The organism is Streptomyces sp. B3I8, assembly GCF_030816915.1.
Lineage (GTDB): Bacteria > Actinomycetota > Actinomycetes > Streptomycetales > Streptomycetaceae > Streptomyces.
Genome location: NZ_JAUSYN010000002.1, coordinates 4,886,164 through 4,907,493, shown reverse-complemented (window position 1 = coordinate 4,907,493; position 21,330 = coordinate 4,886,164). Strand labels below are relative to the sequence as shown.

Below are 21,330 nucleotides of genomic sequence, written 5' to 3'. Positions count from 1 at the left end.
GCACCGCGCCTTCTCGCTCCACCCACTTGCTCGTCCTTGCCCACCACCTTCCTCCGAGAGGTTCATCATGTCCGACCTGCTGCGCGCCCCCGCCGAGATCAAGTACGCCGAGGAGCTGGACTGGCTGGAGTCGATCGACGACGGCCCCAAGCCGTTCTCCTGGCGGCTGTCGCCCAAGATGGTGCGCCTGTTCATCCTGGGGTCCGAGCGCTCCGACGGCCTGGACCGGGAGGTGGCGCAGAAGTGGTTCGGCGACCGCAGCTTCGTCGAGCGGTCCATCGTGACGCTGGCCTCCGACCGCGGTCTGCTGCTGATCGGCGACCCCGGTACCGGAAAGAGCTGGCTGGCCGAACTGCTGTCGGCTGCGATCTCCCGCAACTCCACGCTGGTGGTGCAGGGCACGGCCGGCACCACGGAGGACCACATCAAGTACTCGTGGAACGTCTCCATGGTGATCGCCAAGGGGCAGTCCCGGGAGTCGATGATCCCTTCCCCGATCATGACCGCCATGGAGACCGGCGCGATCGGCCGCTTCGAGGAGCTCACCCGCTCCACCAGCGACGTCCAGGACGCGCTCATCTCGATCCTGTCCGAGAAGTACATCTCGGTCCCGGAGCTGGGCAGTGACGACGACAGCGACAACATCGTCTTCGCCAAGCCCGGCTTCTCCGTCATCGCCACCGCCAACAGCCGCGACCGGGGCGTCAACGACCTGTCGTCCGCGCTCAAGCGCCGCTTCAACTTCGTCCGCATCCCGGTGGTGACCAACAAGAAGAGCGAGGCGGAGATCGTCCGCTTCCGCACCGAGGAGCTGCTGCGCCGGCACCGCATAGAGCTGGACGTGCCGCCCACGCTGCTCGATGTGCTGCTGCGCAGCTTCGCCGACCTGCGTGCCTCGGCCGCCGCGGCGGGCAGCGACGACGAGAAGCTGGAGTCGGCGCTGTCCACCGCCGAGCAGATCGGCGTGCTGGAGGACGCGATCCTGCACAGCAACTTCTTCGGTGAGAGCGCGCTGAACGCCCGTACGCTCGCCTCCTCGCTGGTGGGGTCGCTGGCCCGGCGGGCGCCGGAGGACCTGGCCATCCTCAACAAGTACCTGCACGGCGTCGTCGAGCCGCGCAGCACGCAGGAGGGTGGCTCCTGGCCCGAGTTCCTCGAGGGCGGCCGCGACGCGATCGCGACCCTGTCGTGAGCGGGGCGGAGACCGTGCGCGCCACGGGGGCAGGGGCGACGTCGGGGGCGGGGATCGGCCCGTTCGAGGCGCTGCGTTCGCAACTTCACGAGGCGGCCACGGAGTTCGCCGACGGGCCGGGCGCGCTGGAGGGCATCCTGCTCGGCATCGTCGACGACGTGGACCGGGCGGTGCGCGAGCCGCTGGAGATCTTCCCGGTCTGTCACCACTCGCCGGCCTCGGCGCTGGCGATGGCCCGGCGGCTGCGGGAGAAGCAGCCGAAGGTGGTGTATCTGGAGCTGTGCGAGGACATGGCGCCGCTCCTGACCGAGCTGCGCAACTGCCGCCTCCCGGTGGCGGTGCAGGCGTTCGCCAGCGACGTGAAGGGGCTGCCCGCCGAGTGGGCGCCGCTGTCGGTGGTCGCGCCGATCACCGAGGCGTCGGCGGAGTACCAGGCGATCGCGTACGCGCTGGACACGCCGGGCGTCGAACTGGTCCTCGTCGACCGTTCCTCGGACCACGTCTTCCAGTGGCAGTCGCACGAGACCCGGGTCGAAGACCCCGCCGGGTCCACGGGGTCCGCACACCCGGACACGCCCTCGGCCGAGGAGGAGGCCGCGCTGCACGGTGACGCGGTCGGCGTGGAGATCGGTGATCTGCGGCCCCGGTTCGCCGAGTTGGAGGAGCACCTGCTGCGGCACGGCCGGGTGCGGCACTGGTCGGAGTGGTGGCACCAGTACGTGGAGGTCCCGCTCGGCGACGCGGCTGCCGACCACGACACCTACCGCCAGGTGATGCTGCTGATCGGCAGCCTGTTCCGGCGCCTGGCGCCCGGGGACGCCGGGCGGGTACGGGTGGACGAGGACCGCGAGCGGTACATGTGGACCCGGATGCGGGAGCATCTGTCCACGACCGGTACGGACCCGGCGGACTGCCTGTACGTGTGCGGGGCGTTCCACGCGGCCAGCAGGGTGGCGGAGTTCGGAGTCGGGGGCGCCGACACCTTCGAGATCACGCCGCCCAGCGGGAGCACCTGGCAGCACGGCCTGATCCCGTCCAGCCACGCGGCGATCGAGGCGCAGTTCGGGCTGGCCGCCGGTTCGGTGTCGATCGCGGCGACGGAGTGGGCGAAGAACGTCAGGCGCACGAAGGTGAAGCCGTACCGGCTGGACGGGCAGGCCGGTACGAAGAGGAAGGCGGTCGCGAAGCGGGCGCCGGCCGCCCCGGCGCCCGCGACCGGGGCACCGGAGCCGGAGCCGGCGCCGGACCGGCTGTCCGGCTTCCTGCGCCGGCCGCCCGTGCTGGACGGCGTGGACGAGGCGGAGCTGCTCGGCTGGTCGGTGGACATCGTGCGGGCCGCGCGCCGCAACGGCTACCTCGCCTCCACGGCGGACGCCATCGCCGTGTTCGAGACGTCGATCCTGCTGGCCGGGATGCGCGACCGGGCCAAGCCGACGCCGTACGACTTCCAGGACGCGGCCGTCACGTGTATCGAGAAGGACAGGGTGCCGGGGCGGCGCGACGTGCGGCGGCTCGTCGAGATCATGATGGGCGGCGACCGGGTCGGGCAGGTCGGCTACGACGCCCTGCCGCCGCTCGCCCGTGATGTGCACGACCGGCTCGCACCGCTCGGCATGAAGCTGCAGCAGCGGGGCGTGCAGCGGGCGCTGCTGGACATCGCCGGCCGGCCCGAGCTGGAGCGCTGCTCCGACGTGCTGTGGATGCTGCGGTATCTGCTGCCGCAGGGTGCCGCCCGGCCGATCATGGGCGAACGGGCGCTGGGCGAGCGGTCGTTGCAGGAGTCGTGGGACCTGGCGCTCGGCACCCACCAGCGGTCACTGATCGAGCTCGGCTACGAGGGCGTGAGCATCGAACAGGTCCTGGAGCAGCGGCTTCGGCGGACGGCGTACGCGCCGCGGGCGACGACGGCGGCGGTACTGGGGGCGGTCGAGGACGCGGTGCTGTATCTGGGCAGCCGGCGTCTCGCCGACGAGCTGGGCACGCGGGCGCTGGAGGTCCTGGCGACCGAGCGCAGCGTCGACGGCGCGCCCGAGGTGCTGCGCCGGGTACGACGGCTGCTGGCGTACTACCGGACCAGCGCGCCGGAGCTGCCGCAGTGGGTGGAGTCCTTCGTCCGCACCGGTTACGCGCACTACTGCACGCTGCTGCCGATGGCGTTCACCGACGACGAGGCGACGGTGGAGCAGGTGGCGGCGACGCTGGGCTTCCTCTTCGGCATGGAGGGGCTCGCGCTGTCGCTGGGCTGCGACCGGACCCAGCTCGAACTGGCGGTCGCCCAGTCGCATCCGGAGGAACCGGCGAAGGTGGCGCTGCTGTGGGCGGCGCAGGTGCACCTGGGCCGGCTGTCGCGGGCGGAACTGCGGCGGCGGTGCGACGAGTTGCTGGGCAACCCGCTGGTGGTGCCGTCCTACCCGCGCTATCTGAGCGGGTTCCTGCACGCGCTGGAGCCGGTGCCGCAGCTCGCGGACTTCGTGGTGGAGTCGGTGTCCAACGCGTTCGGGCGGCTGCCGGACGCGGTGCTGCTGCCCTGGCTGCCGACGCTGATCACGTCGCTGCGGGCGGGCGGGGCCGGGCCGGTGCCGTTGCTGATCCGCGAGGCGGGCCGGATCTTCCCGGGGCGGCTGGCGGAGCTGGACACGTGGATACCGCCGTGGCGGGCGGCACCGGTCACGCAACCGACGGCGCGGGCCGCGCGCGCGTCGGGCGGCGCCGCGCTGCTCCGGGCCCACCGGGCGACCACCGAGGCGGTGGCGCGTCTGCTGGGCTGCGAGCAGAACTGGCCATCGGCGGACACACCGGCGCCGTCGGGCGCGGCGACCCTGACGACCCGCCACCCGGCGACGGGGGCGGCGCTGGAGGCCCTGCTGAACGTCTGACGGTTCCCCGCGCCCCGGTGAAGGGGCGCGGGGAACCGCGCGACAGGCCCCCACCGGCCCGCGGCCGACGACGCACCCCATGGCGGGTGGGGGCGGCCCGCCCAAGGGACGGGAAAGGTAAGGGCGGCGGGGGCGGAGAAACGTCACGGCGCTCCGGATCCGTATCTTCCTACAATCCGTATCTGTGGCCGAACAGAACGTAGTCACCGCAGCCCCGAAGCCCTACGGTGTGCACCGTGACGCACCCATCACACGTTCCGCCGCCCCCTACTCCCCCCGCTCCCCCGTTCGACCCCCTCGCCGCCCGCCGCCTCCGCGCGGCCCTCGGCATGGCACCCGAACACGTCGCCTACGGCATGCGCGCCTCGTTCGGGCTGCCGTACGTCACCCCCGACCTCGTGGTCGCCTGGGAACACGGGGACGTCGCCCCCACCTCCCCCGAGCTGGTCGCCCTCGCCGGCGTCCTGTGGTGCGCGCCGGGCGAACTCGTGGGCGCGCCCCGCACGTTGCGCGAGCACCGGGTGGCGCGGGGCCTCGCGCCGGAGGACGTCGCGCATGCGGTCGGGGTCCAGCTCCTCGCCTACGTGCGGATGGAGGAGGCGGACGAGTGGCGCGGCACCGACCGGCAGTCGGCGGCGCTGGCCGACGTGCTGGAGCTGTCGTTGCCGGATTTCGTCACCGTGACGGGGCGGGAGGAGCGGCTCGCGGAGCTGCTGCGGGGGGCCGTCACCACGCGGTGGCAGGGGTATGTGCGGCAGGTGGGGAAGGTGGTCCCGTTGCATCGGCGGGTGATCGAGGAGGTGCTGGCGGAGATGCACGCGTCGTATCAGGGGGAGCTGGTGCCGACGCCGGTGGCCGGGGGGTTCCGGGGCGTGGCGGCGACGGCGTCCGGGGACGCGGGGCGGGAGTTCCTCGAGAGGGTGGTGGGTGTTTTCTGGGAGACGGTGGGGCGGGGGTACTGACCTCCCGGGGGGCGCGGGGTTTTTTCGCCCCCGCCGCCCTCGCCCTCCCCGTCCTCAAGGGGCTGCGCCCTTTCCACCCCGGGAGAGCTCGGGTGGATGGGGCGCGTCGGGGAGTACGGGTGGGTGGGGCTTCTCGCGCCCACGCGGCGGAGCCGCAGGTCGGCACAGCCCCGCGCCTCCTACCGGGCCCCAACCTCCTAGAACACCGACTCCGCTTCCTCCATCCGGTCCTTCGGGACCGTTTTCAGTTCGGTGACCGCCTGGGCCAGGGGGACCATGACGATGTCCGTGCCGCGCAGGGACGTCATGCGGCCGAACTCGCCCCGGTGGGCCGCCTCGACCGCGTGCCAGCCGAAGCGCGTCGCGAGGACGCGGTCGTACGCGGTCGGGACGCCGCCGCGCTGGACGTGACCGAGGATGACCGGCTTGGCCTCCTTGCCGAGCCGGCGCTCCAGCTCGTACGCCAGTGCCGTACCGATGCCCTGGAACCGCTCGTGGCCGAACTTGTCGATCTCGCCGTGGCCGTAGTCCATCGAGCCGTCCACCGGGTGCGCGCCCTCGGCGACGCAGATGACCGCGAACTTCTTGCCGCGCGCGAACCGCTCCTCGACCATCTTGACCAGGTCGGCGGGGTCGAAGGGGCGCTCGGGCAGGCAGATTCCGTGGGCGCCGGCGGCCATGCCGGACTCCAGGGCGATCCAGCCCGCGTGCCGGCCCATGACCTCGACGACCATGACCCGCTGATGCGACTCCGCGGTGGTCTTGAGGCGGTCCATCGCCTCGGTGGCCACGCCGACGGCCGTGTCGAAGCCGAACGTGCGGTCGGTGGAGGAGATGTCGTTGTCGATCGTCTTCGGAACGCCCACGACCGGCAGGCCCGCGTCCGACAGCATCCGGGCGGCGGTCAGCGTGCCCTCGCCGCCGATCGGGATGAGCGCGTCGATGCCGAACTCGTGGATCATGTCGGAGGCGTTCTCGCACGCCTCGCGCAGCCGGTCGCGCTCCAGGCGGGAGGAACCGAGGATCGTGCCGCCGCGGGCCAGGATGCCGCTGACGGCGTTGAGGTCGAGGGTGCGGTAGTGACTGTCGAGCAGACCGGCGTACCCGTCCTCGAAGCCGATCACCTCGTCGTCGTACTGTGCGACCGCCCGGTGCACGACCGACCGGATCACTGCGTTCAGCCCCGGGCAGTCGCCGCCGGCGGTGAGAACTCCGATACGCATCGTGCTGTGTCTCCTGCTCGCTTCGGTACCTGTGAGCCACTCCGATTGTTTCACGCCTCGCGACACGCTGCGGCGCGCGCCCGGTTCACCCGATCCGCGCAGCCCCGTCACCCGTACTGACGGGCGCCTCGACCAGGGCCGGGGGTACCGTCAGGAGACTTCTCCGCACACCGCACACCGCACACCGCACACCGCACACCGCACACCGCCCGAGGCCCGAGGCCCGAACGACCGACTCACACCGACCGCCCCTCACAGACCACCCCGAACCGACCACCCCGAACCGACCACCCACACCGACCGACGCAACCGAGAAGGAGCGCAGGCGTGACGCGCAGCGTGTACGTGACCGGCATCGACCGCGGCGACGGCCGCCAGGTCGTCGAGCTGGGGGTCATGGAGCTGCTGACCCGCCGGGTCGACCGGGTGGGCGTGTTCCGGCCACTCGTCCACGACGGCCCCGACCGCATGTTCGAGCTGCTGCGCTCCCGCTACCGGCTCTCCCAGGACGGGGCGACCGTCTACGGCATGGACTACCACGAGGCCTCCGCCCTCCAGGCCGAGCGCGGCACCGACGAACTCGTCTCCACGCTCGTCGACCGGTTCCACCTGGTCGCCCGTGACTACGACGTCGTCCTCGTCCTCGGCACCGACTTCTCCGCCACCCAGCTCCCGGACGAGCTCGCGCTCAACGCCCGGCTGGCCAACGAGTTCGGCGCGGCCGTGATACCCGTGGTGGGCGGGCGGGGGCAGTCCGCCGAGTCCGTGCTCGCCGAGACCCGCAACGCCCACCGCGCCTACCAGGGCCTGGGCTGCGACGTGCTCGCCATGGTGGCCAACCGGGTGGACCGGGCCGACCGGGACCTCATCGCGGAGCGGCTCGGCCCGCTGCTCCCGGTGCCCGGGTACGTGCTGCCCGACGAGCCCGCGCTCTCCGCGCCGACCGTCGCGCAGATCGCTCAGGCGCTCGGCGCCAAGATCGTGCTCGGTGACGACTCGGGGCTCGCCCGGGACGCGCTCGACTTCGTCTTCGGCGGCGCCATGCTGCCGAACCTGTTGCCCGCGCTGACCCCGGGCTGCCTGGTCGTCACCCCCGGGGACCGTGCCGATCTGGTCGTCGGCGCGCTCGCCGCGCACAGCGCCGGCACCCCGCCGATCGCGGGCGTGCTGCTCACCCTGGCCGAGGTGCCGAGCCCGGAGATCCTCACCCTGGCCGCCCGCCTCGCGCCCGGCACCCCGGTGCTCTCCGTGCCCGACGGCAGCTTCCCGACCGCCGCCGAGCTGTTCTCCCTGGAGGGCAGGCTGAACGCGGCCACCCCGCGCAAGGCGGAGACCGCGCTCGGCCTGTTCGAACGCCATGTCGACACGACCGACCTGCTCACCCGCGTCTCGGCGCCGAGCAGCGGCCGGGTCACACCGATGATGTTCGAACACGAGCTGCTGGAACAGGCCCGCTCCGACAAGCGCAGGGTCGTGCTCCCGGAGGGCACCGAGGAGCGCGTGCTGCACGCCGCCGAGGTGCTCCTGCGCCGGGGCGTGTGCGATCTGACGCTGCTCGGCCCGGTGGACGCGATCCGCAAGAGGGCCGCCGACCTCGGCGTCGACCTCGCCGACGCGCAGCTGGTCGACCCGGCCACCAGCGAGCTGCGGGAGTCCTTCGCCCAGCGGTACGCCGCCGTGCGCGCCCACAAGGGGGTCACGGTCGAGCTGGCGTACGACGTCGTCTCGGACGTCAACTACTTCGGCACCCTGATGGTGCAGGAGGGGCTGGCCGACGGGATGGTGTCGGGCTCCGTGCACTCGACGGCCGCGACGATCCGGCCCGCGTTCGAGATCATCAAGACGCGCGCGGACGCCTCGATCGTCTCGTCGGTGTTCTTCATGTGCCTCGCCGACAAGGTGCTGGTCTACGGCGACTGCGCGGTCAACCCCGACCCGGACGCCGAGCAGCTCGCGGACATCGCCACGCAGTCGGCGGCCACGGCCGCGCGGTTCGGGGTGGAGCCGCGGATCGCGATGCTGTCGTACTCCACCGGCAGTTCCGGATCCGGCGCGGACGTCGACAAGGTGCGCGCGGCCACCGAGCTGGTCCGCGCGCGCCGGCCCGATCTGCGGGTCGAGGGGCCGATCCAGTACGACGCCGCGGTGGAGCCCTCGGTCGCGGCGACCAAGCTGCCCGGCTCCGAGGTGGCCGGGCAGGCGACGGTGCTGATCTTCCCGGACCTGAACACCGGCAACAACACCTACAAGGCCGTGCAGCGCTCGGCCGGCGCGATCGCCGTCGGGCCGGTGCTGCAGGGCCTGCGCAAGCCGGTCAACGACCTGTCCCGCGGGGCACTCGTCGGCGACATCGTGAACACCGTCGCCATCACCGCGATCCAGGCGCAGACCCCGGCGGAGTGAGCGCGGCGAACGGGCGGCCCGTACCCGTCCGTTCGCCACCTCGCCGCCATTTTCCCGCCACCTTCGACAGAGAGCATCAGCCCCCGTGACCGCGACCCGCGTCCTCGTCCTCAACTCCGGCTCCTCGTCGGTGAAGTACCAGCTCCTGGACATGCGCGACCGCAGCCGGCTCGCCGTCGGCCTGGTGGAGCGCATCGGCGAGCAGACGTCCCACCTCAAGCACACCCGCCTCGGCACCGACGGCACCGCGGAGGCCACCCGCGAGCGCGGCGGGCCGATCGCCGACCACGGGGCCGCGCTCGACGCCGTCGCCGAGGAGCTCGCCGCCGACGGCCTCGGCCTGGACTCCCCCGACCTGGCCGCGATCGGCCACCGCGTGGTGCACGGCGGGAAGTTCTTCACCGAGCCCACGATCGTCGACGACGCCGTGCTCACCGAGATCGAACGGCTGATCCCGGTGGCGCCGCTGCACAACCCGGCCAACCTCACCGGCATCCGCACCGCCCTGGGGCTGCGCCCGGACCTGCCGCAGGTCGCCGTGTTCGACACCGCGTTCCACACGACGATGCCGGAGCACGCCGCCCGCTACGCGATCGACCCCAAGATCGCCGACCGGTACCGGATCCGCCGCTACGGCTTCCACGGCACCTCGCACGCCTACGTCTCCCGGGCCACCGCCGCGCTGCTCGGCAAGGCTCCCGAGGACGTCAACGTGATCGTGCTGCACCTGGGCAACGGGGCGTCCGCCTCGGCGGTACGGGGAGGGGTGTGCGTGGACACCTCCATGGGGCTGACGCCTTTGGAGGGGCTGGTGATGGGTACCCGCTCGGGCGACATGGACCCCGCGGTCATCTTCCACCTGCGGCGGGTGGGCGGGATGTCCATGGACGAGATCGACACACTCCTGAACAAGCGGAGCGGCCTGTTCGGTCTCTGCGGCGACAACGACATGCGGGAGATCCAGCGGCGGATCGACGCGGGTGACGCGCACGCGAAACTCGCCTTCGACCTCTACGTCCACCGGCTGCGGAAGTACATCGGCGCGTACTGCGCGGTGCTCGGGCGGGTGGACGCGGTGGCCTTCACCGCGGGGGTCGGCGAGAACGCGGCGGCGGTGCGGCGGGCCGCGATCGAGGGCCTGGACATGTTCGGGCTCGCGGTCGACGAGGAGCGCAACGCGGTGCGCGGTGACGAGGCGCGGCTGATCTCTGCGGACTCCGCGCGGGTCGCCGTCGCCGTCGTGCCCACCGACGAGGAGATGGAGATCGCCACCCAGACCTACGCATTGGTCGCGGACGGGACCGCCCTGGAGGATCACAGCTGAGCGGCTTCCCGCGCATTTGTATCTTCCGCCAGACGGAATATTCCGCAGTGAAACAAACCGATAGGATCGCCCCATGCGCCGTTCGAAAATCGTCTGTACTCTCGGCCCCGCGGTCGACTCCCACGAGCAGCTCGTCGCGCTGATCGAGGCCGGCATGAACGTGGCCCGCTTCAATTTCAGCCACGGCTCGCACGCCGAACACCAGGGGCGCTACGACCGCGTCCGTGCCGCCGCCGAGGAGACGGGCAGGGCCATCGGTGTCCTCGCCGACCTCCAGGGCCCGAAGATCCGCCTGGAGACCTTCGCCGAGGGCCCGGTCGAGCTGGTGCGCGGTGACGAGTTCACCATCACCACCGAGGACGTGCCGGGCGACAAGTCGATCTGCGGCACGACGTACAAGGGCCTGCCCGGCGACGTCTCCAAGGGCGACCAGATCCTGATCAACGACGGCAACGTCGAGCTGAAGGTCCTGGACGTCGAGGGCCCCCGGGTACGGAGCATCGTCATCGAGGGCGGTGTCATCTCCGACCACAAGGGCATCAACCTGCCCGGCGCGGCCGTGAACGTCCCGGCGCTGTCCGAGAAGGACATCGAGGACCTGCGGTTCGCACTGCGCATGGGCTGCGACCTGGTGGCGCTCTCCTTCGTGCGTGACGCCGGCGACGTCAAGGACGTGCACCGCGTCATGGACGAGGAGGGCCGCCGGGTCCCCGTCATCGCCAAGGTGGAGAAGCCGCAGGCGGTGGCGAACATGGAGGCCGTCGTGATGGCCTTCGACGGCGTGATGGTGGCCCGCGGCGACCTCGCCGTGGAGTACCCGCTGGAGAAGGTCCCGATGGTGCAGAAGCGGCTCATCGAGCTGTGCCGCCGCAACGCCAAGCCGGTGATCGTGGCGACCCAGATGATGGAGTCGATGATCACCAACTCCCGGCCCACCCGCGCCGAGGCGTCCGACGTGGCCAACGCGATCCTGGACGGCGCGGACGCGGTGATGCTGTCGGCCGAGTCGAGCGTGGGCGCGTACCCGATCGAGACGGTCAAGACGATGTCGAAGATCGTCGCCGCGGCCGAGGAGGAGCTGCTCTCCAAGGGGCTGCAGCCGCTGGTGCCGGGCAAGAAGCCGCGCACGCAGGGCGGTTCGGTGGCCCGTGCGGCCGCCGAGATCGCCGACTTCCTGGGCGGCAAGGGGCTGGTGGCCTTCACCCAGTCCGGCGACACCGCCCGCCGGCTCTCCCGCTACCGCGCGGCCCAGCCGATCATCGCCTTCACCACGGACGAGTCGACGCGCAACCAGCTCGCGCTGAGCTGGGGCGTGGAGTCGCACGTCGTACCGTTCGTGAACACCACGGACGAGATGGTCGACCTGGTCGACCAGGAGATGATCCGCCTGAAGCGGTTCAACGCCGGTGACATCGTGATCGTCACCGCCGGTTCCCCGCCCGGCGTGTCCGGCACCACCAACATGGTCCGCGTGCTGCACCTGGGCGAGGGGGCGCGCGGCTAGACAGCGGCGCTCACCACGAGCAGGACAGCAGGGCTGTGGCCCGGTACCCGCCTCACCGGCGGGTACCGGGCCACAGTCCGTGTGCGGCTCCCGGGAAGGTCCGAGGGTCCGAGGTCAGTTGTCGGTCGTGTACTGGCGCAGACCGGGGATGTGCAGGGTGCCGCCGAACTGGCCGGCCTGGACGACCTCGACCTTGGTGAAGTAGATCAGCGGGATGTTCAGCGGCGGCGGGTGCTCCGGGTCGAACGTGATCGGGATGAGGCCGAGCAGGTTGCCGGAGATGCTCTCCGTGTACATGACGGTGTCACCGTCGCGGATGGTCGACGTCGAGCCGTCGGCGGCCTGGACGTGGTACGTCTTGCCGCTCTTGGGGTCGTTGACCGTCTGGTGCAGGTCGCCGATGTCGGTGCCGGCGGAGATGACGTACTTGAGCACCTTCTTGACGGTGCCGTCGGCGGTCCTGACCTTCACGATGCCCTGGTAGTCGGCGCCCTTCAGCGTGAGCGAACTGGCCTGCAGGTGCCAGGGGTCGTCGGGAAGGAGCACCTGGTTGTCGACGCCGCCCTCGGCGTCGGTGGCCACCGGGCAGTCGTCCGGGTCGGTGCCCTCGCTCGCGGTGGCCGACGGACCGGCGTCGGCCGAGCTGGTGGGGGACGGCGAGGACGTCGCCTTGTCCGCCGCCTCCTTCGCCTTCTCGGTGGCCTTGTCCGCCGCGTCGCCGGCCGCCTCGGTCACCGGGTCGGTGACGTCCTTGACGGTGCCCTTGACCGTGTCGGTGACCTTCTTGGTGGTCTCCTCGGCCTTGGACGTGGCGGACGTGGCGTCGTCCGCCGCCTTGGACGCCGAGGGGGCCGGGGAGGCCGTCGACGAGGAGTCGGTGCCGGAGTCCTGGCCCGGGGTGAGGATGTCCTTCAGGGTGTCCCCGAGGCCGCCCAGCAGCCCGCCGTGGCCGCTCGCGGTGGCGGAGGAGGACGGCTCGGTCCCCTGGTCGCCCGCGCCCTTGTCGTCGGAACCTGAATCCGACGAAGAGGACGACGAGGACGACGAAGAAGACGAGGACGAAGAGGACGAAGAGGACGACGAACCCGAGCCGGATTTCGACGGGGACCCGGACCCGGACTTCGAGTCCGACGATCCGCCCGAACCCGAACCCGACTTGCCGGACGAGTCGTCGGAGGACGACGAGCCCGTCTTCCCGTCCGCCTTCCCCGACTCCGTGTCCTTCGCGGACTCCGTGGGGGTCGCGGACTTCGAGGCGGACGGCGAGGCCGACGCGGAGGCCAGCGCGTCCATGCAGTCCTTGTACTCGTCGGCCGTCAGGCTCTTGGACGACGTGTGGTCGTCGGCGCTGGCGAGGGTCGGCGTGAGCCCCATCCCCATGAGGACCGCCGTCGGCATCGCCGCGAGCGCTATCGCCTTGCCGGCCGGTACGTGGAAGCGGGTGAACAGCGGCTTCCTCGGGGCCGCGTGGCGCGGCCCGGTTCTCGGGGGCGCCTCGATGTCGCGCACCTCGTCAGCGGACACGGTACCCCCCGTCCTGGCCCTCGAAGCCGCGGGCGTCCGCGACGTCCCCGCCCGCCGGCGGACGCGGGGCGGACGGCGCCGCCGGGTCGTTCACGGCCCCGTACGGCGTGCCCGGCTCGCCCTGGGCGGGCAGGACGGGGGCGGCGGGGGTGGCGCTCTCGCCGTCCGGGTCCTGCTTCCCGGTGTCCGGCTCGCCCTTGGCCCGCTCGGGCTTGGCCTTGGTGGGCACCCAGGAGACGGCCATGGCGCCGCCCAGCATCGCCAGCAGGAAGCCGATCACGAATCCGCCGATGTTGGACACCACCAGGGACACCAGGCCCAGGATGATCGCCGCGATTCCGGCGAAGACCCTCGTGGCCTTCTGGAACCACATCGTCAGCCCCAGCGTGAACAGCAGCACGCCGATGATCAGTGACGCGGAACCCGCCGTGGTCGCCATGGTGACCGACATGGTGCCCAGCTTGAGCGTGGCATACGGGAAGTAGGCGATCGGCACTCCGCCGAGCGCGGTGAGAAGGCCCGCCCAGAACGGCCGGCTGCCCCGCCAGTCGCGGAAGCCCAGACGCGCCCGGGTGAAGGTCCCGACGTCGTGGACCGGGGTCTCGGCACTCATGGAAAACAGCTCCCTGGGTCCGGTGGAAGTACGTACCGGCTCGGCCATGGGGCGGTAAGCCGGAAGTCGAAGTCTGCAAGGGTGCCCGGCGCGTGGCGCCGACCGGGAACCGGGGTGGGGAAGCCTCGGCCTCCCCACCCCCTCGATGCCTCAGTTGACCGGAGACACCCGTGCCGCGGGAGCCGTCAGAAGCACTCCATCTTGGGGTCGGTGCCGAGCCGCATCTTCAGGCCGCTGAGCTTGAAGGTGCCGGCCGTGGTCGCCCAGGCCGTCTGCTTGACGTCCGTCAGGTCGGCCTTGTCCGCCTGCTGGGCGAAGCCGCCCGGCAGCGCGTTCTCACCGCTCTTGACGGCCGGACCCTTGGTCTGGTCCTTGACGGCCACACCGATGTCGATGTTCTTGAACGTCGCATCGGCGTCGAGCTGGGCCACATCGATGTAGAGGTTCTTCGCCTCGACCTTGTGGTCCGCGTCCGGACCGGCCTCGAGACGGAGGTAGAACGTCTTCCCGATGAGCGGGATCTCCGTCTTGACCGACTGGCACATGTTCGTGATCTCGGCGTTCTTGAACGACGAGATCGCGACGGGGTGAACCGTCTTTTCCTTGCCCTCGGTCGTCGTGTAACCGCTGTCGATACCACCGTACTGAGCGAATCCCGTGCCCTCGAGGTGGCCGGCCCGCACCTTGAACTCCTGGCCGGACACACTGAACGACGCGGCCAGCGCGCCCTGGGCCAGACTCACTCCGATCGCTGCGGCAGCGGCCACGCTGGGCACCATGACCACAGCGAACCGCTTCCATCTGGTCCCGCCACGCACCTGGGACTCCATATTTCCTCCTTCTCGGACGTACATCTCCTGGCCCCGGCGGTCCCCCGAGTGGGCGGCCGGGCCGGGCAGGGATGGGAGAAGTGCTACGTCCTCGGTAAGGAGAGCGCCTGGTGCGCCGGGCACGGACCGCGCCCGGATCACCGGCGATCACCCCCGAGCGACAACCACTGGTCGCGCCTGACACGCATCACGCACAACCTGCCGGACAGGCTCCGCCGGACGGCGGAGACCCCCCTGTCCAGGAGCCGGCGTCACTGTCGCCGGCCCCTGCCCGGTGGGGACCCAGAGAAGCTCCGCGACCCGACTGGCTGCGGGGTACGGCAATGGACCGAGCGTCGCCGATCGTGGTGCATTCCGGCCGCCCCCGCAAGGGGGTTCGTTACTCGCTAGTAACGGCCGGGTAACCGCGCCACGACCCGTCGCGGCCGTACGGCGACGCTGGGTGTCGCCGAACCGGGCGACGAAACGGTTGAAGTACGGACAGAGACCGACAGGGCGACGACGCTGGTTTACTCGGAGTAACAGCGGCCGCCATTGCCAAGTTTTGGCAAAACGCGGCCGCCTGCGCCACTCGGTCGGCGAATTTTCACCGCGGCATCACAGCACCCGGTGTTTAGCGACAGGTCATCAGCAAGTCGCGTAAAACCGGTCAGAACAGGGCTCGGGCCAGCGCCCTGCGCGCCGCCGTCACCCGGGGGTCGTCGGCCCCGACGACCTCGAACAGCTCCAGCAGCCGCACCCGCGCCGTGTTCCGGTCGTCGCCCGCCGTGCGTCGCACCGTGTCGGTCAACCGGCCGAAGGCGTCCTCGACGTGACCGCCCACCAGGTCCAGGTCGGCGGCGGTGATCTGCGCGGCCACGTCGCCGGGCTTCTCGGCGGCCTCCTGACGCACCTTCCGCGGATCCAGACCCTGCACCCGCTGCAACAGCTCGGCCTGGGCGAGCCCCAGCTTGGCCTCCGGGTTGCCGGGGTCCTCGCCGAGCACGTTCTCGTAGGCCGCGACCGCGCCGGCCAGGTCACCCGAGTCCAGGGCGCGGACGGCGGCCTCCAGCGTCTCGTCGTACGGGCCGGCCGGGGCCTCGGCCTCCGCCGGGCGCGCGCCGGGCACGGCGTCCGGGTCGACGGTCAGCCCCGTCAGTCCGAACCGCTGCTCGGCGACCTGGACGAGCTGGTCCAGCGTCTCCCGGATCTGCTGCTCGCCCGCCGCTCCCTGGAAGAGGGGCAGCGCCTGGCCGGCGACGACGGCGAAGACCGCCGGGATGCCCTGGATGCCGAACTGCTGCATCAGCATCTGGTTGGCGTCGACGTCGATCCTCGCGAGCAGGAACCGGCCGTTGTACTCGACGGCCAGCCGCTCCAGGACCGGGCTCAACTGCTTGCAGGGCTCGCACCACTCGGCCCAGAAGTCGATGACGACGGGCACCTCGGTGGAGCGCTGCAGTACGTCACGTTCGAATCCGGCCTCGTCGACGTCGAGCACCAGCTCCGCGGGGGACACCGCCCCCGTGTCGCCCCGCCGGGCGGCTTCGGCCCGCGCCTGCTCCGCCTTCGCCTTGGCCTCCTGGGCCGCCTTCACCGCGGCGAGGTCGACGACTCCGCTCATGGACATGTTCCGTGGCTGCATGAGTACATCCTCCCCCTTCCGCGCACACGCGTGGTCCCCGCGCCCGCTCCATGGGAAACAAGTCCACGGGAATCGAGCACGAGTGCGCCGGGTCCCCACCTGGCGCCGTGGTCGTCGCGTTTCGCTACGAGTCGTAGCGTAACCGGGGTCCGGGGAGCCCGCAGGCTCTCTCCCGGTGATCTCCCTCACGACTTCACAAGTCTGACGCACAGACGTCGCAGAGCGGCCGGATATGGTCGCTGACATGCCCTCTCGTCCTTCCGCGCCCCGTCCCGCCGGGCGCCCCCGCAGCGCCGCCGCGGACGCCGCGATCCTCCAGGCGACACGGGCGGCACTGGTGGAGCTGGGCTGGTCCCGGCTGACGCTCGGCGACGTGGCGACCCGGGCCGGGGTGGCGAAGACGACGCTGTACCGGCGGTGGGCCGGGAAGAACGAACTCGTCGTGGACGCGGTCGCGGTCCTCTTCGACGAGCTGGAACTGCCGGACCGGGGCAGCCTGGCGGCCGATGTCGAGGGCGTGGTGCGGCAGTTCGCGGCGATCCTCGACCGGCCGGAGACGAAGACGGCCCTGATGGCGGTGGTGGCGGAGGCCACGCGGGACGCGCCGCTGCGGGAGCGGATCCGGACGTCGATCGTGGAGCGGCAGAAGCGGCTGGTGGTGGAGGGCCGCGCACGGGCGACCGCCCGCGGCGAGCTGCCGGCCGAGCCGGACGCGGGCGCGGCGCACCGGGCCGCGGACCTGATCTTCGACGTGGTCGCGGGAGCGGTGGTCCACCGCACGCTGGTGAGCGGGGAACCGGCGGACGCGGAGTGGACCCGGGCGTTCACCCGCCTTCTGCTGGACGGCCTGTCGGCGGTGTGACGCGACGGATCCGCCCGAGGACGACCACGACGGGCGGATCCGCGCCTTCGCCGGCGACGAGGCCGTGCCCACGGTCCGCGAGGTTCCCGCATCACGGACGGGTGTGAGAGGGCGAGGGACGACGTGAGGCGGCGCGGGGCCGCGCGCGCCCGGCGGCCCCGCGCCCCTCGACGAGTCCTCGGCGGAGGGTCAGAAGCCCGGGGGCTCCGTGTAGACGCCCCACTCCTCGCGGAGCGCGCCGCAGATCTCGCCCAGCGTCGCCTCCGCCCGCACCGCGTCCAGCATCGGCTCGACCATGTTCGAGCCGCCCCGCGCCGCCGCCAGCATCGCGTCCAGCGCGCCTCGTACCGCCGCGTCGTCCCGCGCGGCCCGCCGCTCGCCGAGCACCCGTACCTGCTCGCGCTCCACCTCGTGGCTGACCCGCAGGATCTCCAGGTCGCCGGTGACCGACCCGGTGTGGGCGTTGACGCCCACGACCCGCTTGTCGCCCTTCTCCAGCGCCCGCTGGTAACGGAACGCGGACTCCGCGATCTCGCCGGTGAACCAGCCGTCCTCGATCCCGCGCAGGATGCCGGAGGTGATCGGGCCGATGGGGTGCTGCCCGTCCGGGTGCGCGCGCTGCCCCCGCTCCCTGATCTGCTCGAAGATCTTCTCCGCGTCCGCCTCGATCCGGTCGGTGAGCTGCTCGACGTACCAGGAGCCGCCCAGCGGGTCGGCCACGTTGCCGACGCCCGTCTCCTCCATCAGCACCTGCTGCGTGCGCAGCGCGATCTCCGCCGCCTGCTCGCTCGGCAGCGCGAGGGTCTCGTCGAGCGCGTTGGTGTGCAGCGAGTTGGTGCCGCCCAGCACCGCCGCCAGCGCCTCCACCGCCGTACGCACCACGTTGTTGTACGGCTGCTGCGCGGTCAGCGAGACCCCGGCGGTCTGGGTGTGGAAGCGCAGCCACTGCGCCTTCTGCGACGTCGCCCCGTACACGTCCCGCATCCAGCGCGCCCAGATGCGCCGGGCGGCCCGGAACTTGGCGATCTCCTCGAAGAAGTCGAGGTGCGCGTCGAAGAAGAAGGACAGCCCGGGGGCGAACACGTTCACGTCGAGGCCGCGGGAGAGCCCCAGCTCGACGTACCCGAAGCCGTCCGCGAGGGTGTAGGCGAGCTCCTGCGCGGCCGTGGAGCCGGCCTCGCGGATGTGGTAGCCGGAGACGGACAGCGGCTTGTACGCGGGGATGCGGGCGGCGCAGTGCTCCATCAGGTCGCCGATGAGGCGCAGGTGCGGCTCGGGCTGGAAGAGCCACTCCTTCTGCGCGATGTACTCCTTGAAGATGTCCGTCTGGAGCGTGCCGTTGAGGACGCCGGGGTCGACGCCCTGGCGCTCGGCGGCGACCAGGTACATGCAGAAGACGGGCACGGCGGGGCCGCTGATCGTCATGGAGGTCGTCACGTCGCCGAGCGGGATGTCCTTGAACAGGACCTCCATGTCGGCTGCCGAGTCGATCGCCACCCCGCAGTGCCCGACCTCGCCGAGCGAGCGCGGGTCGTCGGAGTCGCGGCCCATGAGGGTGGGCATGTCGAACGCGACCGACAGTCCTCCGCCGCCGTTGGCGAGGATCATCTTGTAGCGCTCGTTGGTCTGCTCGGCGTTGCCGAACCCGGCGAACTGCCGGATGGTCCATGTCCGGCCGCGGTAGCCGGTCGGGTACAGGCCGCGGGTGAAGGGGTACTCCCCCGGCCAGCCGATCCGTTCGAAGCCCTCGTAGGTGTCGCCGGGCCGGGGCCCGTAGACCGGCTCCACGGGGTCGCCGGAGAGCGTGGTGAAGTCCGCGTCCCGGGTGCGGGAGGCGTCGTAGCGGGCCTGCCAGCGACGGCGGCCCTCCTCGATGGCGTCAGCGTCCATACCCTCGAATTTACTAGGACGTCCAAGTAAATGTCGATGGGGGACCGCCGTACGTGTGTCCGTACGGCGGCGCGGAGCCGCTGCGCCGGGCCCCGGGAAGGCGCTCGGGCCTCGGCTGCCGGGCCTCGGGCCCCGACTGCCGAGGACTCAGGCCTTGGCGGTCGCCGGTGCCGCGTCCTGCGCGAGCTTCGGCTCCAGCTCGTGGCTGATCCTGCGCTCCACGAAGAAGGCCGCGGTCGGCACGGTGCCCGCGAGCAGCACCCACAGTTGCTTGGCGACCGGCCACTTCGCCTTCGCGCCCAGGTCGAAGGCGAAGACGAGGTACACGACGTAGAGCCAGCCGTGCGCGATGGCGACGACCCGGGTGAAGTCCGCGGCGCCGTCGACGTCGAACCCGTACTTGGCGATCATGCTGAGGCACAGCAGGACCAGGAGCACACCGGTGACGTAGGCCATGACGCGGTAGCGGGTCAGCACGCTTTTCTTCATGCGTACGAGCGTAACGACCGCCGGGGGCCGATCTTCGGGCGCCCCCGGTGGCGTACGACACCCCTCGGGGGTCCGGTCACTCGTCCTCGAAGTCGTGCGCCGCCACCCGCAGCGGCCGCAGCATCGCGAAGATCTCCTGGCACTCCTCCGCGTCGTACGCGCCCAGCCCGAAGTCCATCGCCATCAGCTCGCGGGTGGCGGCGTCGCACACCTCGCGGCCCTTGTCGGTGATGGAGGCGAGGGTGCCGCGGCCGTCGTTGGGGTTGGGGCGCTTGGCGACCAGGCCCGACGTCACCAGCCGGTCGACGGTGTTGGTGACGGAGGTCGGATGCACCATGAGCCGCTCGCCGATCTTGGACATCGGCAGTTCTCCCGACTTGGAGAACGTGAGCAGCACCAGCGCCTCGTACCGCGCGAACGTCAGTCCGTACGGTTTGACGACCGCGTCGACCTCGGCGAGCAGGATCTGCTGGGCCCGCATGATCGAGGTGATCGCCGCCATGGAGGGCACGCTGCCCCACCGCTGCTTCCAGTGTTCGTCGGCGCGCGCGATGGGGTCGAAGGAGAGACCGAGGGGCTTTGGCACGGCATGAGACCTTACCGGCCGGTCACATGCTGGTCAGCCCCGTCTCGCGGTTCGGTCGCTCATTCTTTCGGTAGGCATCGGCCGGGCCGGCTCCGCGTCGGGCCGCGGCCGCCAGCAGTACGCAGGTCAGCGTGCCGATCGCCCCCGCGCCTGCCACCGTGGCGGGCACTCCCGCGAACTGCGCGACGACGCCCGCCAGCGCCATCCCGATGCCCTGCACGGTCATGAGCCCGGCCGTGTTGAGCGTCATCGCGCGGCCCCGCAGCTCCTTCGGCACCGCGGCCACGAACCACTGGTCCAGGCCCAGCGTGTACGCGGACCCCGCGCCGGTGAGCACCAGCAGGAGCATCGTCCAGCCGAGGCCGGGGGCGAGGGCGAAGCCGAGGTAGGGCAGCAGCATGCAGCAGATCAGCGGCAGCGCGACGCGCTCGCGGGTGGCGGGGCGCAACCGCGCCCCCGCGAACAGCTCACCGGCGATGGTGCCGATGGGCAGCGCGCACATCAGCAGCCCGAGCCCGGTCGACCCGGCGCCGATCCGGTCGGCGTACGGGGCGGCCAGCGCCTCCGGGACGACACAGAACATCGGCGGCACCCAGAACAGCAGGAGCAGCACACGCGTCCGGCGGTCGGCGAGCACCCGCCGGGCACCGGTGAGCGGTCCGTCGGCCGGGGCGCCGCCGCGGCCGGCGCGGGCCGGGCGGCGCCGGGTGCCGAGCCGCAGCAGCAGCGCCGAGGAGAGGAAGGTGGCGACGGTGATCAGCAGTGCGTGGCGCGGGGTGAGCACCGTGAGCAGCAGCCCGCCGCAGCCGTAGCCGGACAGGAGGGCGGTCTGGGAGACGATCCGCAGCAGCGAGCGGCCGAGCACGAAGAGGTCGCCGTCACCGAGGACGTCGGTGAGGGTCGCCATGCGGGTGCCCTGGAACACGGGCGAGACGACCGCGAGCGCGCAGCGCAGGGCGAGCAGGACGCCGATACGGGTGCCGGGGACGGCCATGACGGCCACGCAGGCCGCGCAGACCAGGTCGCAGACGACCAGGACGCGGCGGGCCGGGAACCGGTCGGCGACCCCGGCGAACAGGGTGCCGCCGACGAGGTACGGCAGGAAGCCGAGTGCGAAGGTCAGCGCGCTGAGCAGGGGCGAGCCGGTGAGGTCGTAGACGAGGACGGAGAGGGCGATCTCGCTGACGACGACGCCCAGGAGGGAGAGTGTGTGGGCGACGAAGACCGCGCGGTACTCGGGGATGCGCAGGACGCGGGTGTAGCCGCCGGGGCCCGCGCCCGGGGCCGTATCCGCAGGGGGGTGCGCGTTCTCGGGCGTGGCCGTCCCCGGCCGGTCGTTCTCGGGTGTGGCCGTCGTCGGAAACGGTCGTTGTCGGGAATGTTCGTCCTCGGGCATGGGAACAGCGTGGGGCCCCGCCCGTCGCGGCA

At 71.7% G+C, this 21,330-nt stretch carries 16 protein-coding genes; 7 read left to right on the top strand and 9 right to left on the bottom strand.

What is annotated here, in order from left to right; genetic code table 11:
- Positions 1-67 precede the first annotated feature (67 nt).
- From QFZ64_RS24095 to QFZ64_RS24085, 3 genes are all read left to right on the top strand, one after another.
- A complete protein-coding gene (locus tag QFZ64_RS24095) occupies positions 68-1,192 on the top strand; it encodes an AAA family ATPase (RefSeq protein WP_307069018.1) in 1,125 nt (374 codons plus the stop codon).
- A 53-nt stretch (positions 1,193-1,245) separates the two neighbouring features.
- The gene (locus tag QFZ64_RS24090) at positions 1,246-4,068 is read left to right on the top strand and encodes a hypothetical protein (RefSeq protein ID WP_307071847.1); all 2,823 of its coding nucleotides are present in this window, start codon (positions 1,246-1,248) and stop codon (positions 4,066-4,068) included.
- Between the two features lie 236 nt (positions 4,069-4,304).
- Complete coding sequence (locus QFZ64_RS24085; protein WP_307069016.1) at positions 4,305-5,030, top strand: helix-turn-helix transcriptional regulator; 726 nt, start codon at positions 4,305-4,307, stop codon at positions 5,028-5,030.
- Positions 5,031-5,227: 197 nt separating this feature from the next.
- On the opposite strand, the gene QFZ64_RS24080 is transcribed toward QFZ64_RS24085, so the two are convergent.
- On the bottom strand, positions 5,228-6,253 hold the full coding sequence (locus tag QFZ64_RS24080) for an ATP-dependent 6-phosphofructokinase (protein ID WP_307069015.1): 1,026 nt from the start codon (positions 6,251-6,253) through the stop codon (positions 5,228-5,230).
- A 327-nt stretch (positions 6,254-6,580) separates the two neighbouring features.
- Here QFZ64_RS24080 and pta point away from each other — a divergent pair, with 327 nt between their 5' ends.
- The 3 genes from pta (at position 6,581) to pyk (ending at position 11,484) form a co-directional block, all read left to right on the top strand.
- Complete coding sequence (gene pta / locus QFZ64_RS24075) at positions 6,581-8,656, top strand: phosphate acetyltransferase (protein WP_307069013.1); 2,076 nt, start codon at positions 6,581-6,583, stop codon at positions 8,654-8,656.
- An 85-nt stretch (positions 8,657-8,741) separates the two neighbouring features.
- On the top strand, positions 8,742-9,980 hold the full coding sequence (locus QFZ64_RS24070; RefSeq protein ID WP_307069010.1) for an acetate kinase: 1,239 nt from the start codon (positions 8,742-8,744) through the stop codon (positions 9,978-9,980).
- Between the two features lie 73 nt (positions 9,981-10,053).
- Positions 10,054-11,484, top strand: a complete 1,431-nt coding sequence (pyk, locus tag QFZ64_RS24065) for a pyruvate kinase (RefSeq protein WP_307069009.1) — start codon at positions 10,054-10,056, stop codon at positions 11,482-11,484.
- A gap of 114 nt (positions 11,485-11,598) precedes the next feature.
- On the opposite strand, the gene QFZ64_RS24060 is transcribed toward pyk, so the two are convergent.
- The 4 genes from QFZ64_RS24060 to QFZ64_RS24045 all read right to left on the bottom strand — a co-directional run bounded on the left by QFZ64_RS24060 (position 11,599) and on the right by QFZ64_RS24045 (position 16,075).
- On the bottom strand, positions 11,599-13,008 hold the full coding sequence (locus tag QFZ64_RS24060; RefSeq protein ID WP_307069007.1) for a hypothetical protein: 1,410 nt from the start codon (positions 13,006-13,008) through the stop codon (positions 11,599-11,601).
- A complete protein-coding gene (locus QFZ64_RS24055) occupies positions 12,998-13,621 on the bottom strand; it encodes a DUF6114 domain-containing protein (protein WP_307069005.1) in 624 nt (207 codons plus the stop codon). The genes QFZ64_RS24060 and QFZ64_RS24055 overlap by 11 nt, the downstream gene beginning before the upstream one ends.
- Positions 13,622-13,806: 185 nt before the next feature.
- Positions 13,807-14,451 (bottom strand): DUF6230 family protein, encoded by a 645-nt coding sequence (locus tag QFZ64_RS24050; protein ID WP_307069003.1) that lies wholly within the window; start codon positions 14,449-14,451, stop codon positions 13,807-13,809.
- Positions 14,452-15,100: 649 nt separating this feature from the next.
- Positions 15,101-16,075, bottom strand: coding sequence for a tetratricopeptide repeat protein (locus tag QFZ64_RS24045; RefSeq protein ID WP_307069001.1), 975 nt, complete (start codon positions 16,073-16,075; stop codon positions 15,101-15,103).
- 244 nt (positions 16,076-16,319) lie between these two features.
- Between QFZ64_RS24045 and QFZ64_RS24040 the strand changes: the two genes are divergently transcribed.
- Complete coding sequence (locus QFZ64_RS24040; protein ID WP_307069000.1) at positions 16,320-16,937, top strand: TetR/AcrR family transcriptional regulator; 618 nt, start codon at positions 16,320-16,322, stop codon at positions 16,935-16,937.
- A 189-nt stretch (positions 16,938-17,126) separates the two neighbouring features.
- Here QFZ64_RS24040 and QFZ64_RS24035 read toward each other — a convergent pair whose 3' ends face one another.
- The 4 genes from QFZ64_RS24035 to QFZ64_RS24020 form a co-directional block, all read right to left on the bottom strand.
- Entirely contained in the window at positions 17,127-18,827 is a 1,701-nt protein-coding gene (locus tag QFZ64_RS24035) for a methylmalonyl-CoA mutase (protein WP_307068997.1), read from the bottom strand.
- Between the two features lie 147 nt (positions 18,828-18,974).
- Positions 18,975-19,316: a DUF3817 domain-containing protein gene (locus tag QFZ64_RS24030; RefSeq protein WP_307068996.1), complete on the bottom strand. Its 342-nt coding sequence runs from the start codon at positions 19,314-19,316 to the stop codon at positions 18,975-18,977.
- 76 nt (positions 19,317-19,392) lie between these two features.
- Positions 19,393-19,902 (bottom strand): MarR family winged helix-turn-helix transcriptional regulator, encoded by a 510-nt coding sequence (locus QFZ64_RS24025; protein WP_030379991.1) that lies wholly within the window; start codon positions 19,900-19,902, stop codon positions 19,393-19,395.
- Positions 19,903-19,924: 22 nt separating this feature from the next.
- The gene (locus tag QFZ64_RS24020) at positions 19,925-21,298 is read right to left on the bottom strand and encodes an MFS transporter (protein ID WP_307068994.1); all 1,374 of its coding nucleotides are present in this window, start codon (positions 21,296-21,298) and stop codon (positions 19,925-19,927) included.
- Positions 21,299-21,330 lie beyond the last annotated feature (32 nt).